General features: G+C 73.2%; 12 protein-coding genes. 3 read left to right on the top strand and 9 right to left on the bottom strand.

The window, feature by feature from the left end:
* Nucleotides 1–27: 27 nt before the first annotated feature.
* Nucleotides 28–1,155 carry a hypothetical protein gene (locus tag AC3EN4_RS08945; protein ID WP_435205441.1) on the top strand — a complete coding sequence of 376 codons (1,128 nt, stop codon included), beginning with the start codon at nt 28–30 and terminating at the stop codon, nt 1,153–1,155.
* Here AC3EN4_RS08945 and AC3EN4_RS08940 read toward each other — a convergent pair.
* The 9 genes from AC3EN4_RS08940 to AC3EN4_RS08900 all read right to left on the bottom strand — a co-directional run bounded on the left by AC3EN4_RS08940 (nt 1,149) and on the right by AC3EN4_RS08900 (nt 12,300).
* A complete protein-coding gene (locus tag AC3EN4_RS08940) occupies nt 1,149–2,312 on the bottom strand; it encodes an acyl-CoA dehydrogenase family protein (protein WP_435205440.1) in 1,164 nt (387 codons plus the stop codon). The genes AC3EN4_RS08945 and AC3EN4_RS08940 overlap by 7 nt on opposite strands.
* The gene (locus AC3EN4_RS08935) at nt 2,312–4,369 is read right to left on the bottom strand and encodes an acetyl/propionyl/methylcrotonyl-CoA carboxylase subunit alpha (RefSeq protein WP_435205439.1); all 2,058 of its coding nucleotides are present in this window, start codon (nt 4,367–4,369) and stop codon (nt 2,312–2,314) included. The genes AC3EN4_RS08940 and AC3EN4_RS08935 overlap by 1 nt, the downstream gene beginning before the upstream one ends.
* A 9-nt stretch (nt 4,370–4,378) precedes the next feature.
* Complete coding sequence (locus AC3EN4_RS08930; protein WP_435205438.1) at nt 4,379–5,980, bottom strand: acyl-CoA carboxylase subunit beta; 1,602 nt, start codon at nt 5,978–5,980, stop codon at nt 4,379–4,381.
* Nucleotides 5,981–6,035: 55 nt separating this feature from the next.
* On the bottom strand, nt 6,036–7,232 hold the full coding sequence (locus tag AC3EN4_RS08925; protein WP_435205437.1) for an acyl-CoA dehydrogenase family protein: 1,197 nt from the start codon (nt 7,230–7,232) through the stop codon (nt 6,036–6,038).
* Complete coding sequence (locus AC3EN4_RS08920; protein WP_435205515.1) at nt 7,229–8,833, bottom strand: acyclic terpene utilization AtuA family protein; 1,605 nt, start codon at nt 8,831–8,833, stop codon at nt 7,229–7,231. Before AC3EN4_RS08920 ends, AC3EN4_RS08925 begins: the two co-directional genes overlap by 4 nt.
* Before the next feature lie 56 nt (nt 8,834–8,889).
* Nucleotides 8,890–9,687: a TIGR03084 family metal-binding protein gene (locus AC3EN4_RS08915; protein WP_435205436.1), complete on the bottom strand. Its 798-nt coding sequence runs from the start codon at nt 9,685–9,687 to the stop codon at nt 8,890–8,892.
* A gap of 36 nt (nt 9,688–9,723) precedes the next feature.
* A complete protein-coding gene (locus AC3EN4_RS08910; protein ID WP_435205435.1) occupies nt 9,724–10,344 on the bottom strand; it encodes a TetR/AcrR family transcriptional regulator in 621 nt (206 codons plus the stop codon).
* Between the two features lie 411 nt (nt 10,345–10,755).
* Complete coding sequence (locus AC3EN4_RS08905; RefSeq protein WP_435205434.1) at nt 10,756–11,499, bottom strand: metallophosphoesterase family protein; 744 nt, start codon at nt 11,497–11,499, stop codon at nt 10,756–10,758.
* Nucleotides 11,500–11,622: 123 nt separating this feature from the next.
* The gene (locus tag AC3EN4_RS08900) at nt 11,623–12,300 is read right to left on the bottom strand and encodes a Crp/Fnr family transcriptional regulator (RefSeq protein ID WP_007466162.1); all 678 of its coding nucleotides are present in this window, start codon (nt 12,298–12,300) and stop codon (nt 11,623–11,625) included.
* A 143-nt stretch (nt 12,301–12,443) separates the two neighbouring features.
* Between AC3EN4_RS08900 and AC3EN4_RS08895 the strand changes: the two genes are divergently transcribed.
* Entirely contained in the window at nt 12,444–13,106 is a 663-nt protein-coding gene (locus AC3EN4_RS08895; protein ID WP_435205433.1) for an adenosylcobinamide amidohydrolase, read from the top strand.
* Between the two features lie 56 nt (nt 13,107–13,162).
* Nucleotides 13,163–14,341 carry a CapA family protein gene (locus AC3EN4_RS08890; protein WP_435205432.1) on the top strand — a complete coding sequence of 393 codons (1,179 nt, stop codon included), beginning with the start codon at nt 13,163–13,165 and terminating at the stop codon, nt 14,339–14,341.
* Nucleotides 14,342–14,347: the final 6 nt, after the last annotated feature.

The raw sequence follows: 14,347 nt of genomic DNA, 5'->3' as shown, positions 1-14,347 counted from the left end.
ACCGGTGAAGCGGGCTCCGACGGCCCGGTGCCGACACCACGCGCGGCCGTACCGACCGACCACGTCGAGGTCGACGCCGACGAGACGCGGCGCGCCGAACCCACCGGACCCACCGCCGATCCGGAGCCGGTCGGCGACGCCGGGCCGGCACGGTGGGACCCGGCCGAGCGGCGGGCACGGGCCAGCCAGTCGTTCTGGACCGCCGTCGTGGGCGTACCGGCGATCTTCTCGGTGCTCCGGCTCGGCGTGGAGGCGGGCGGGGAGCTACAGACCACGCTGTTGCTTGTCGCGAACGTCGGGACGGTCAATTTGCTGGCGGGATTCCTGACCACCGCCGCCCGACTGCTCTCCACCGGTCTGGTCGCCGTCTTCGCGCTCGGCGCGGTGCTGGCGGTGAGCGTGGATCGCCTGCCGCCGGGCACCCGACGCCGCCCGCTCTTCGCCCGCTGGGCGGACCTCACCCCGGCCTGGTTCGTGCTGGCCAGCTTCCTGCTCGCCCTGCTCACCTGGCCGCTGCTCTACCTGCCGCTGCTGCTGCCGGCGTTCGCGGCCGCGTTCCAACTCCGGCCGGAGCGGTTGCACGAATGGGTCGTACCCCGGGTGCTGGCGATCGTCGCGCTGTTCGCCGGGTACGGGTGGCTGATGGTGCCCACGCTGCGCGAGGCCGGCGCGCAGGGTGAGCTGCTGGTGCTGGCGCTGCTGGTGGTTCCGCCGGTACTGGCGCTGTTCATCGCCGGACCGCTGCCCGGCATGGTGATCCGTCCACTGGCGTCGGTGACCGAGGTGGCGGTCCTGGTCATGCTGGTCTGGGCCGCGCTGCCGGTGATCAGCACACCGGTATTGCCGCTCACCGTCACCACGGTCGGCGTCGAGAACGGCCCGACCGAGGACGTACGGGGGCACGTGGTGACCACCGACGACGTCAACATGGTGATCCTGCAGGAACGGGGTGGGGTCCGGTACGTGCCCGTCGGCCTGGTCCGGGCGCAGGTGCTCTGCCCGAGCGAGGAGGAGTTGCCCCGGCACCGGCTGCGCATCCACGACTTCCACGTCGAGGACTCGTTGCTGGAGGGGTTGGGCCGCCGCGTCCGCCCGGTGCACCGCATCGACGCCGCCTGCCGTGCGCCCGGCGGACCCCGCGACACCACTCAGTAGGACTTCTCCTGACCCAGGACGTGCTGGGCCACGAAGTTGAGGATCATCTCCCGGCTGACCGGGGCGATCCGGCCGGCCCGTACCGCGCCGAGCAGCGTCGCCACCCCGTACTCGGTGGTCATGCCGGCCCCGCCGAGAACCTGCACGGCGGTGTCCACGGCGAGTGCGGCGGCCTCGCCGGCCGCGTACTTTGCCATGTTGCCGGCCACCCCGGCCTCCAGGTCGCGGCCCGCGTCGTACAGCGTGGCCGCCTTCTGGATCATGAGGCGGGCCAGCTCCACCTGTACCGCCGCGTGCGCGAGCGGGTGCGACACCCCCTGGTGCGAGCCGATGCTCCGGCCACCCCAGACCTTGCGGGTGGCGGTGTACTCGCTGGCGCGTTCGATGGCGTACCGGCCGGTGCCGGCGCCCATCGCGGCCACCGTGATCCGTTCCGGGTTCAGCCCGCTGAACAGCGCCGGCAGCCCGGCGTCCAGCGACTCGCCGACCAGCGCGTCGGCGGGCACCCGGACGTCGTCGAGGTAGAGCAGGAACTGGTTCTCCGGGGACACGATCTCCATGTCCAGCTTGGACCGGGTCAGCCCGGCCGCGTCGGTCGGCACGATGAACAGGGCGGGCTTGAGCTTGCCGGTGGCGGAGTCCTCGGTCCGCGCGACCACGAGCACGTGACCGGCCTCGTCGACCCCGGAGATGTAGCACTTGCGGCCGTTGAGCACCCAGTCGTCACCGTCGCGGCGGGCCACCGTGCCGAGGCGGTGGAAGTTGGAACCGGCCTCCGGCTCGGTGATCGCGAAGACGATCTTCGCCGACCCGTCGGCGAGACCGGGCAGGTGCCGTTTGCGCTGCTCCTCGGTGCCGTGCCGGGCGATCACGGTGGCCGCGATGGCGGGGGAGACCACCAGCAGCAGCAGCGGGCAGCCGGCCGCCGCCAGCTCCTCGCAGACGATGGCCAGCTCGGTGATGCCGCCGCCCCCGCCGCCGTACTCGGTGGGGATGTTGACCCCCAGGTAGCCGAGCCGGCCCGCCTCGGCCCACAGCTCGGTGGTGTGTTCCCCGGCCCTCGCCTTCTCGACGAAGTAGCCGTGCCCGTACCGGCGGCCGAGCGCCCGCACGGCGTCGCGCAACTGGTCCTGTTCGGAGGTGAGGTCGAAGGTCATCAGTGGTCCTTTCCGATAACGGCCAGCACGGCGCCCGTGCGCACCTGACCACCGGCCGGCACCGGCAGCTCGGTGACCACGCCGTCGGTCGGGGCGAGCACGGGATGTTCCAGCTTCATCGCTTCCAGGGTGAGCAGCGGATCGCCGGCCGAGACCCGTTGGCCGACCTCGACGTGCACCCGGGTCACCGCGCCGGGCAGCGGCGCGAGCAGCGAGCCGGCGGCCAGTTCCGCCGTCGGCAGCGGGAGACGCGGCAGCTCGGCCAGGCTCGCCGCCCCGTCCGGGCCGTCCACGAAGAACTCCGACCCCACCCGGTGTACGCGGTACGACCGCCGCACCCCGTCGACGTCGAGGACCACCCGGTCGGGTGTGGCCTCGACCAGCTCGACCACCTGCCGCTCGGCGCTGTCGTCAGCGGCACCGGGTCGGCCGGCGGCGCGGCGCTCGTCGGTGTCGCCCGGGCCGCCGTGATCCGCGACGGTGTGGTGCGCGACAGACCACTCGGCGAGGCCGCCGGTACGGTCCAGCCGGTAACGGACCTCGAGCTCGCCCTCCGGGCCGGCGAACCGGGTGACCTGCGGAACGGCCGGCACGTTGCGCCAGCCGGACGGAAGCCCGGCGAGCACCGGCGCGCTCGCTCGTCGGTGCGCGGCAGCCGCCAGCGCGGCGGCGAGCGCGGTGACCGGGAGTTGGTCGGCGGGGAGCAGCGGTGCGAAGACCTCCGGGTGCCGGTCCAGGAAGCCGGTGTCGATCTCGCCGGCTCCGAACTCCCGGCTGCGCAGCACCCGCACCAGCAGATCCCGGTTGGTGGCGACGCCGTGGATCTCGGCCCGGGCCAGCGCGCCGGCCAGTGCGCGGATCGCCTCCGCGCGGGTCGGCGCCACGGCGATCACCTTGGCGAGCAGCGAGTCGTAGTGCACGCCCACCACCGAGCCCGCCACCACACCCGAGTCGAGCCGCAGGCCGGACCGGTCGACCCCGCCGAACTCGCGGTCCACCCCGGGCACGTCGAAGCGGTGCAGCGTGCCGGTGGCGGGCCGCCAGTCCTGCGCCGGCTCCTCGGCACAGAGCCGCACCTCGATCGCGTGGCCGCGGGTGGCGGGGGCGTGGTGCTGCGCGGGCAGCGGCTCACCCTCGGCCACCAGCAGCTGCATCCGGACCAGGTCCAGCCCGGCCGGGGTGACCAGTTCGGTGACGGGGTGCTCCACCTGGAGCCGGGTGTTCATCTCCAGGAAGTAAACCGCCCCGTCGGGCGTCAGCAGGAACTCGACGGTGCCCGCGCCCACGTAGTCGACCGCCCGCCCGGCGGCCTCGGCCGCCTCGTGCAGCCGTTCCCGCACCTCGGCCGGCACGAGACCGGGCGCCTCTTCGATGATCTTCTGATGCCGGCGCTGGATCGAGCACTCCCGGACGCCGAGCACCTGCACGGTCCCGTGGGTGTCGCCGAGGATCTGCACCTCGACGTGCCGGCCGCGCTCGACGTACCGCTCGATGAAGACCGTGCCGTCGCCGAACGCCGCAGCCGCCTCGCGGCGCGCGGAGGCGACGGCCTCGGCGAGCCCGGCGGCGTCCCGGACGATCCGCATGCCCCGCCCGCCACCGCCGGCGGACGCCTTGACCAGCACCGGGAAGTCGGTGACCTGATCGGCGTCGGTCCAGCTCGGCAGCATCGGTACGCCCGCCTCGGCGAGCAGCGCCTTCGCGGCCAGCTTGTCGCCCATCGCGGCGATCACCTTGGCCGGCGGGCCGACCCAGGTCAGGCCCGCGTCGGCGACCGCCGCCGCGAACTCGGCGTTCTCGGCGAGGAACCCGTAACCGGGGTGGACGGCGTCCGCGCCGCTGCGCCGGGCCGCGTCCAGGATGAGATCCACCCGCAGGTACGTCTCGGCCGGCGTGTCCCCGGGCAGCCGCACCGCCTGGTCGGCCTCGGCGACGAAGGGCGCGTGGGCGTCCGCGTCCGAGTGCACGGCGACGGTCTGCACGCCCATCGCCCGGCAGGTGGCGAAGACCCGGCGGGTGATCTCGCCCCGGTTGGCCACGAGCAGTCTGGTGATCATGTCAGCCCTTCAGTGCCGGAAGACGCCGAAGCCGTCGGCGCCCTTCACCGGTCCGTTGTGGATCGCCGAGAGGCAGAGCCCGAGGACGGTACGCGTGTCCCGAGGATCGATCACCCCGTCGTCGTAGAGCCGGCCGGAGAGGAACAGCGCGCCCGACTGCGACTCGATCTGCTGCTCGACCATCATCCGCATCGCCGCGTCGGACTCCTCGTCGTAGTCCCGCCCCCGGGCGGCCGCGGCCTGCCGGGCCACGATCGACAGCACCCCGGCGAGCTGCGCCGGGCCCATCACCGCCGACTTGGCGTTCGGCCAGGTGAACAGGAACCTCGGCTCGTACGCCCGGCCGCACATGCCGTAGTTGCCGGCCCCGTACGAGGCACCGAGGTTCACCGTGAGGTGCGGCACCGTCGAGTTGGACACCGCGTTGATCATCAAGGCGCCGTGCTTGATGATGCCGCGCTGCTCGTACTCGGTGCCGACCATGTAGCCGGTGGTGTTCTGCAGGAAGACCAACGGGGTGTCGGAGGCGTTGGCGAGCTGGATGAACTGGGCCGCCTTCTGCGCCTCCGCGCTGAACAGCACCCCGCGCGCGTTGGCCAGCACACCCACCGGATAGCCGTGCAGTTCGCCCCAGCCGGTGACCAGCGAGTCCCCGTACGCCGGCTTGAACTCGTCGAAGTCACTGCCGTCCAGGATCCGGGCCAGCACCTCACGCGGGTCGAACGGCACCTTCAGATCGGAGCTGACGATGCCCAGCAGCTCTTCCGGGTCGTACTTCGGCGGCTGCGGCACGGCCGTCCGTGGCGCGGGACCCTGCTTGCGCCAGTTCAGCCGGCGTACGCACTGGCGGGCCAGGCGGATGCCGTCGCGCTCGTCCTCGGCCAGGTAGTCGGCCAACCCGGACGTGCCGGCGTGCATCGCCGCGCCACCCAGCGACTCGTCGTCGGTGACCTCGCCGGTCGCCATCTTCACCAGCGGCGGCCCGGCCAGGTACACCTGCGACCGGTCCCGAATCATGATCACGTGATCGGACATCCCCGGCACGTACGCGCCACCGGCCGTCGCGTTGCCGAAGACCACGCTGACCGTGGGGATGCCGGCCGCCGACAGCCGGGTCAGGTCCCGGAACACCCGACCGCCGGGGATGAAGATCTCCGCCTGGGTGGGCAGGTCCGCCCCGGCCGACTCGACCAGGTTGACCATGGGCAACCGGTTGGCGAGGGCGATCTCGCCGGCCCGCCGGGTCTTCGCGAGGGACCACGGGTTGACCGCGCCGCCGCGTACCGTCGGATCGTTGGCGACGATCAGGCACTCGACGCCCTCGACCACGCCGATGCCGGTGACCACGCTGGCGCCGACCGGGAAGTCCGTGCCGTGCGCGGCGACCGGCGACAGTTCGAGGAACGGGCTGTCCGCGTCGACCAGCAGCTCGATCCGCTCCCGGGGCAGCAGCTTGCCGCGCGCGTGGTGCCGCGAGACGTACTTCTCGCCGCCGCCCGCCCGCGCCTGGTCGAGTGCGGCGTCCAACTCGGCCAGCCGCTCCACCAGGGCCGCCCGGTTCGCCACGTACCCCGGGGCGGTCGGGTCGATCGCGCTGTCCAGGATGCTCACCGTTCCTCCTTCGTTCGCGACTGCGGGGCTCGCAAACCCGGCTCACTCCTCGCGCTCACAGGCCCATGCCTTTCGCGATGATCTCGTTCATGATCTCGGTGGTGCCGCCGCCGATGCCGAGGATCCGCGCGTCGCGGTAGTGCCGCTCCACCTCGGCGTCGCGCAGGTAGCCGAAGCCGCCGTGCAGTTGCAGCGCCTGGTCGACGACGTGGTCGCAGGCGGCCACGGCCACGTTCTTCGCCATGGCCACCTCGGTCACCACGGGCTCGCCCGCCGCCACCCGGGCGGCCACCTCGTGCACGTACGACCGGGCCGCCTCGGCCCGGGTGTGCATCTCGGCCAGCCGGTGCCGGACCACCTGCCGGCCGACCAGCGGACGCCCGAAGGTCTCCCGGTCCCGGCACCAGCGCATCGCCAGCTCCACGCAGCGCTGCGCGGTCGCGTACGCCTGGGTCGCCAAAGAGAGCCGCTCCGGCGCGAAGTGCTGCATGATCGCCAGGAAGCCGGTGTTCTCCGCGCCGATCCGGTTGGTCACCGGCACGCGCACGTCCACGAAGGACAGCTCGGCGGTGTCCGAGCAGTGCCAGCCCAACTTCTCCAACCGACGTCCCACGGTGAACCCGGGCGAGTCCTTGTCGATCACGAGCAGGGTCAGCGCGCCGCTGCCCGGAAAGTCGGTGCACACGGCGGTGGTCACGAAGTCGGCCCGGTGACCGCTGGTGATGTAGGTCTTCGACCCGTTCACCACGTAGTGGTCGCCGTCCCGGACGGCGGTCGTGCGGATGCCGGCCACGTCCGAACCGCCGTCCGGCTCGGTGATGGCCAGGGCGCCGATCATCGTGCCGGCCAGGGTGGGTCGGACGTACCGCTCGATCAGCCCGTCGTCACCCGGGGACGCGACGCCGGTGAGCCGGCCACCCAGCGATCCACCGGTACGGGCACCGGCTGCGGCGACCATGTGCGGCAGCGCGATGCCGTGCGTGAACAGGGCCGCTACCAGCCCGGACGACCCGCCGGAACGGATCAGCTCCTCGGTCACGATGATCGAGTCGAGCAGGTCGCCGCCGCTGCCGCCGACCGACTCGGGAAAGCCGATGCCGAGCAGGCCCAGCTTCGCGGCGGTGGCGTGCAGGGCCCGGGGAACCTCGCCGGCCCGCTCCCAGTCGTCCAGGTGCGGCAGCACCTCCCGGGTGACGAACGCGCGGGTCAACTCGCGGAGCTGTCGGCGTTCCGGGGTGTCCACGATGCTCATCGGGCCACCTCCGCCGGCAGGTCGACGATCCGTGCGCGGAGCAGCTCGCCCAGCGCCTTGGCCTGCGGATCGAACCGGGTGGACGCGGCGACCCCGGCCCCGAGCAGACCCTCGATCACGAAGTTCACCGCGCGCAGGTTCGGCAGCTCGTAGCGCCGGACGGTCAGCGCCCCCGTCTCGGGCAGCAACTCGGCCAGGCGCTCGACGGTCAACCAGGCGCGCAGCCACGCGTACCCGGCCTCGGAGCGCGCCCAGACGCCGAGGTTGGCGTCGCCGCCCTTGTCGCCGGAGCGCGCGCCGACCAGCTCACCGAGCGCGCCGCGCCGGGTCGGGCCGGTGACCGGCGCGTCGCCACCCGGGGCCGTCTCGTCCGGCGTCACGGGAGCCGTGCGGATCGGCGGGGGGATCGGCACCCGCTCGCCGCCGGGCAGGACCGCCACCTGGGCGACCTCGTCCTGCGGCACGGTGTCGGCGGTGAAGACGCCGTACGGGGTGGCGTCGCCGGGCAGGGTCGTCAGCGTGCAACCCGGGTACGAGGCCAACGCCAGCTCCACGGCGGCGGCCGAGAAGGCCCGCCCGGCCCGCTTCCGGTCGCTGTCCCGCAGGTGTACGTGCAGCAGGGCGCTCGCCGCCTCGGTGTCGGCGGCGTCCGGGTGATCGGTACGCGCGAGGGTGAACTCCAGCCCGTCCGTGCCCACCGCCTCCTCGATCTGCCCGCGTACCAGAGCGGCCTTCGCCTCGATGTCGAGGCCGCACAGGACGAACGTCATCGAGTTCCGGAACCCGCCGAGGTTGTTGACGCCCACCTTGAGCGTGGGCGGCGGCGGGGTGCCCCGTACACCGCTGACCCGCACCCGGTCCGGCCCGTCGGGGTGCAGGGTCACCGTGTCCAGGCGGGTGACCACGTCCGGCCCCAGGTACGCCGGCCCGCCGACCTCGTACAACAGTTGGGCGGTGACGGTCTCCACGGTGACCGCGCCACCGGTGCCCGGATGCTTGGTGAGCACGGCCGAGCCGTCGGCGTGCACCTCGGCGATCGGGAAGCCGGGCCGGTGCCCGCCGTCGGGCAGTTCGGTGAAGAAGCTGAAGTTGCCGCCGGTGACCTGCGCGCCGCACTCGATCAGGTGCCCCGCGACGGTCGCCCCGGCCAGCTCGTCGAGGTCGTCCCGGCGCCACCCGTACCGGGCGATGGCCGGACCCACCACCAGCGAGGCGTCGGTGACCCGGCCGGTCACCACCACGTCGGCCCCGGCGTCGAGGCAGGCGGCGATCCCGAACGCGCCCAGGTACGCGTTCGCGGTGAGCGCGTCGGCTCGCGGGAGCGCGTCGCCCTCGACGTACCCGACCCGCACCGCCAGGCCCAGCCGACCGGCGAGCGCCTCGATGGCGGCGGCCAGGCCGGCCGGGTTCAGCCCGCCGGCGTTGGTCACGAGCCGTACCCCCCGGTCGAGGGCCGTGCCGAGGCACGTCTCCGCCTGCCGCAGGAACGTCTTTGCGTAGCCGAGGTCGGGGTCGCGCAGCCGGTCCCGACCGAGGATCAGCATGGTCAACTCGGCCAGGTAGTCACCGGTCAGCACGTCCAGCTCGCCGCCGTCGAGCATCTCCCGCCAGGCGGTGAACCGGTCACCGTAGAAGCCGGAGGCGTTGCCGATGCGGATCACGGACGTACCCCGTCTCCGCCGGCTGGCGTCCGGCCGTCGCCCGGCGGCCCGGCGAAGGCCTGGGCCACGTCGAGCCACTCGTCGGCGACCGGGCCGGTCGGCCGCAGGGCGAGGTCCGCCCGGTGCCGGCGCTGGGTGACCAGGAGACAGAAGTCCCGGGCCGGACCGCTCAACCGGTCGGCGGCGTCCGCCGGGCCCCAGGCCCAGGTGTCGCCGTCCGGCGCGGCCAGCTCCACCCGGACCGGCGACGTCGGCGCGGGACGGCCGTGGGCGGTGAACCCGTGCCCGAGGGTACGCACACCGAGGTGCGCCACATGGCGGAGGCGGCCGGTGGCCGGGCGGACGACACCGAGGGCGTCGGCCACGTCCTCACCGTGCGCCCAGGTCTCCATCATCCGCGCGGTGGCCATCGAGGTGGCCGACATCCGGGTGCCGTACCAGGGCACCTTCTCGCCGGCCGGAACGGCGGCCAGTGCGTCGGCGAGCGCGCCCCGGCCGGCCCGCCAGCGGGCCAGCAGGTCGACCGGTGGCGCCAGGAACTCGTCGACCCCGGCGTCCACCAGCCGGGTCACGTCCGGCGCGGCGATCACCGTCGCGTAGAACGCCTCGGCGTCGGTGGCGGCCAGCAGCGCCATGTGGTCGGTCCAGGCCAGGTGGGCGATCTGGTGCGCGACGGTCCAGCCTGCCGCCGGCGTCGGGTGGGCCCAGTCGGCCGCGGACAGCGGCGTGACCAGCGCGTCCAGGTCGGCGGACTCGTCGGCCAGATCTGTGAGCAGGTCACTGAGGTCGACCATGGTGCCTCCGGTCGGTGCGGGCCCCGATGGCCGGGGTCAGGGCGTGAGCAGGGTGGCGAGCTGGCGTTTCCAGGTGACGAGCAGGGCGGTACGACGGGCCGAGTCGTCGCTGAGCAGGTTGGCCACCCCGAGCCCGCGCATCAGGTCGAGGGTGGCCTGTACCGCCTCGCGGACGCCGGGTCGGCGCTCGTCGACGCCGAGCAGCGCGACGGTGAGCCGGTGCATCTCCCGGCCGACCGTCGCCTCCAACGGCACCAGGGCGTCGCGCAGCTCGCGGTCGGTGCGGGCGGCCACCCACAGTTCGAGCGCGGCCACGAAGAGCGGCCCGGTGAAGGCCGCCCCGAGCAGGTCGATCACCCGGTCGAGGCGCTGCGGCCCGGCGGGCAACGCCTCGGCCTCGGTGCGCAGCTCCTGGGCCCGGCGTTCGGCCAGGTGCGCCACGGCGGCCGTGACCAGCGCGGCCTTCGTGGGGTAGTGGTGCAACTGGGCGCCCCGCGAGACGCCGGCCCGGGCGGCCACCACGGTGGTCGTGGTGCCCGACCACCCGTGCTCGATGAGACAGTCGACGGTGGCTTCCAGCAGGCGGGCCCGGGTGGCGCGACTGCGCTCCTGCTGAGGCACACGCGTCCATGCGGCGGGGGTCGATGGGAGGGGCACGCGAACAGCCTGCGGTCTGAGAAACAAACAGTCAAGACTGACTTTTTATGGCTCCGAGGCGGCGAACAGTGGACCGGAGCCGCTCCCACCCGGTGTGCTCGCGGTCTGCCGTGCCGGCCCCACCCGCTCTAACTCGAGTCCTGTCGAGCTGCCCCAGAAATGGGGCGGCGAGTCGCGTCCTGATAGGCGTCTCCTGCCCCAATCCCGGGGCAGCTCGACAGGACTCGGTCACCTACCCCGGGGTCGCTCGACAGGACTCGGTCACCTACCCCGGGGTCGCTCGACAGGACTCGGTCACACCTACCCGGGGCTGCCCCGAATCCGGGGCAGCTCGACAGGACTCGGTCACCTATGTCGGGGTCCCTCGTCGGCGCCCACCGCAGCGAGACGTCAGCAGTGATGTCTTGCGGGTCAGCGGCCGTCGCGGGGGCCGAAGACGACCAGCGCGTCGGCGTCGCTGTGGTGGGAGCGCAGGTACTCGTCGGCCCAGGCCACGGCGTCGGGGAAGGCCGACTCCGCCGCCACCCGGGCGCACGCCGCGTCCACGTCGAAGGCGGTACGGCGTAGCTGCACGCCCGGCCCGAGCAGGGCCCACCACGCGCCAGCGCCCCCGTACGGCATGCCGACGCTGCCCGGGTTGACGACCAGCCGTCGGTCCACCAGCCGGGTGAAGGGCATGTGGGTGTGCCCGCAGACGACCGTGCGGACCTCGGCCGGCAGGCCCGCGAACACCTCGGCCCAGCGCTCCATCCGCGAGTCGACGAGCACCATCTCCTCGTCGTCTCGGGGTGTCGCGTGGCAGAACAGGGTCGGGCCCAGGCCGTCGATCTCCAGCGTCACGGTCGCGGGCAGCGCGGCCAGCCGCGCGACCTGATCGTTCCGGAGTTGCCCGGCCGCCCAGTTCGACACCTCGATCGAGGCGGGTCGGCCCGCGCGGGCGTCGACCAGCTCACGTTCGCAGTTGCCGGCGACCCAGCAGGCGCGGTCACCGAGGTCGGCGAGCACGTCCAGCACCTCGACCGGCTGCGGACCGGCCGCGATGTCGCCGGTCAGCACGATGAGGTCGGCGGCGGCGACGTCCGGCTCGGCCAGCACGGCCTCCAGCGCGGGCAGTACGCCATGGATGTCGGAGAGCACGGCAACCCGGTTCAGCATTGCCCCACTCTCGGCCCGACGGTCGCCCCGATCCAGCGATTCTGCGCCGGGCAGACAACCCGGGCAGACAAAGACGTCCCCGCCTCGCCGTCGGTGACGGAGAGGCGGGGACGTACCGATGTCTCAGACGCGGGCGCGGCGGGCCAGGCGCTCCGGGTCCAGGATGATGATGCTCTTGCCGTCCAGCCGCAGCCAGCCGCGCGAGGCGAAGTCGGCCAGCGCCTTGTTGACCGTCTCCCGGGAGGCGCCGACGAGCTGGGCGATCTCCTCCTGGGTGAGGTCGTGGGTCACCCGCAGGACGCCGCCGTCGCGGGTGCCGAAGCGACCGGCCATCTGGAGCAGGTTCTTCGCCACCCGACCCGGCACGTCCGTGAAGATCAGGTCGGCGAGCGAGTCGTTGGTCCGGCGCAGCCGCCGGGCGAGCACGCGGAGCAGCTGCTCGGCGATCTCCGGCCGGTTGTTCAGCCACGGGCGCAGCGCCTGCTTGCGCAGCCGTACCAGCCGGGTGTCGGTCACCGCGGTGGCGGTCGCCGTACGCGGACCCGGGTCGAAGAGCGACAGCTCACCGACCATGTCCGACGGCCCCATCACCGCGATCAGGTTCTGCCGGCCGTCCGCCGCCCGGCGGCCGACCTTGATCTTCCCGGACAGCAGGATATAGAGGCTGTCACCGGGCTCGCCCTCATTGAAGACGATCTCGCCCTTGCGGACCTCGATCGTCTCCATCTCCTTGGCGAGCGCCTCGGCAGCTTCCGGGTCCACACCCTGGAAGATCCCGCTGCGGGCCAGTACCTCATCCATCGCGCACCTCCGGTTGCGCGTGCCGTCCGTCGGCCGGGGCCGCCGTCCGCTGATCCCCTCGCGCGCCGCCAAGTCTAGGCGCACGTGAGCACGAATCAGAGGTCGCCCCTGGAATCTTGATCGGTGGGCGTAACCTGCCCGACGTGCTGAGGGACCCGATTCTGACCAGCCGCGTCGAGGGCGGGCGGTCCGTACCGCTGCTCGTCTGGCGGGCCGACGGCCCCCTTCGGGCGGCCAGCAGCGGCCCGCTGGGCGGTGGCGTCGGCGTCCGGCGGTGGGTGCTGAACGCGACCGTGCCCATGTCGTACGACCGGGACGACCCCGCCGTCCACCTGGCCGCGCTCGCCGCGGACCTGGCCCTGGACGGTCCCGGGGTGGGTCTGCTGACCGGCGTCGACGTGACCGAGGTGGTGGCCCGGACGGACACCGGGGTGCGGGCCTGGGCGACCGTCGGGATCGGCACGCCGGTGCCCGCCGCCGCACCGGCCGCGGGCGCGCTCAGCCAGCGGGTGGGCACGGTCAACATCGTGGTGTACGTGCCGGCCCGGCTCGCCGATTCGGCCCTCGTCAACGCCGTCGCCACCGCCACCGAGGCGAAGACCCAGGCCATCGGCGAGCTGGGACTGCCGGGGACGGGCACGCCCACCGACGCGGTCACCGTGCTCTGCCCGGTGGACGGGCCGGAGGCCGCGTACGGCGGACCGCGCTCGACGTGGGGCGCCCCGTTGGCCCGAGCCGTGCACGCCGCCGTACGCGCGGGCGGCGAGCGGCCGGTCGTGCCCTGGTCAGACCGGCTGACGGGCTGAACTTCCGACCGATCGGCCCTCGTCGGCGCGTCCCGAGGTCGGTAGGGTCGCGGGCGATGTACGCTGCCGCCCCTTCCGCGCCCCGCCCGTTCCGCCGCGTCGCCATCGGCCTCGCGGCGCTGCTGGCCGCCCTGCTCGTCGCCGGCTGCGCCGACAGCGGGGAGGCCCCGACGTGGCAACCCGGCGCCGGTGGCGGTGGCACGGGCGCGCCCGTGAGCACGGCCGGCCCGAAGGCCAGCGGCGACGCGCCGGCCGCCGGCGGAGGCGGCGCCATCTCGCTCTCCGCGACCGGCGACATCATCATGGGCAACGCGCCCGGCCGCCTGCCCGCCGCCGGGGGGAAGGGATTCTTCGACTCGGTCACCGGAGCACTCAAGGCCGACCTGGTCATGGGCAACCTGGAGGAGCCGCTGACGGTGGACACCGGCACCGGCAAGTGCGGGGCCAACTCCACCCGCTGCTTCCAGTTCCGGGCCCCGCCCGAGTACGCGGCGCATCTGCGCGACGCCGGCTTCCGGGTGCTCAACCAGGCGAACAACCACGGGTACGACTACGGGCCCAAGGGCTACGAGAACACGCAGAAGGCGCTGAAGAAATACGACCTGGAGCACACCGGCGCCCCCGACGAGATAACCGTGGTCACCGTCAAGGGCGTCAAGGTGGCGGTGGTCGGCTTCTCCTCGTACGTCTGGTCCAACAGCCTGGTCGACATTCCCAAGGCCAAGACGGTGGTCGCCAAGGCGGCCACCATGGCCGACCTCGTCGTGGTGCAGGTGCACATGGGCGGCGAGGGAGCGGACAAGACCCGGGTGAAGCCGGGCACCGAGCTGTTCCTGGGCGAGAACCGGGGCGATCCGGTCAAGTTCTCGCACGCCATGATCGACGCGGGCGCGGACCTGATCGTCGGACACGGGCCGCACGTGCTGCGCGGCATGGAGTTCTACAAGGGGCGGCTGATCGCGTACAGCCTGGGCAACTTCGCCGGCGGCGGCAACTCGCTGAGCAACGCCGGGCGGCTGGGCTGGGGCGGGGTGCTGAAGGTGTCGCTCAAGCCCGACGGGAGCTGGGCCGGCGGGTCGTTCGCCTCGACGTACATGAACTCGACCGGCAAGCCGACGATGGATCCGGACGACCGGGGCCTGGGGCTCGTCACCGAGCTGAGCCGTACCGACTTCCCCAAGGCCGGGGCCCGGTTCGACGGGCAGGGCAGGATCACCGCGCCGACCGGCGGTTGACCGCGG

The organism is Micromonospora sp. bgisy143, from assembly GCF_057708145.1.
Note: the sequence above shows the minus strand (reverse complement) of the source record. Positions and strands in the feature narration are given on the sequence as shown.

What these genes read in the sequence shown, in the direction of transcription:
- AC3EN4_RS08940 (WP_435205440.1), bottom strand. Translation starts at nt 2,312, where the DNA reads ATGACCTTCGACCTCACCTCCGAACAGGACCAGTTGCGCGACGCCGTG.
- AC3EN4_RS08935 (WP_435205439.1), bottom strand. Translation starts at nt 4,369, where the DNA reads ATGATCACCAGACTGCTCGTGGCCAACCGGGGCGAGATCACCCGCCGG.
- AC3EN4_RS08925 (WP_435205437.1), bottom strand. Translation starts at nt 7,232, where the DNA reads ATGAGCATCGTGGACACCCCGGAACGCCGACAGCTCCGCGAGTTGACC.
- AC3EN4_RS08920 (WP_435205515.1), bottom strand. Translation starts at nt 8,833, where the DNA reads ATGCTCGACGGCGGCGAGCTGGACGTGCTGACCGGTGACTACCTGGCC.
- AC3EN4_RS08915 (WP_435205436.1), bottom strand. Translation starts at nt 9,687, where the DNA reads ATGGTCGACCTCAGTGACCTGCTCACAGATCTGGCCGACGAGTCCGCC.
- AC3EN4_RS08905 (WP_435205434.1), bottom strand. Translation starts at nt 11,499, where the DNA reads ATGCTGAACCGGGTTGCCGTGCTCTCCGACATCCATGGCGTACTGCCC.
- AC3EN4_RS08900 (WP_007466162.1), bottom strand. Translation starts at nt 12,300, where the DNA reads ATGGATGAGGTACTGGCCCGCAGCGGGATCTTCCAGGGTGTGGACCCG.
- AC3EN4_RS08890 (WP_435205432.1), top strand. Translation starts at nt 13,163, where the DNA reads ATGTACGCTGCCGCCCCTTCCGCGCCCCGCCCGTTCCGCCGCGTCGCC.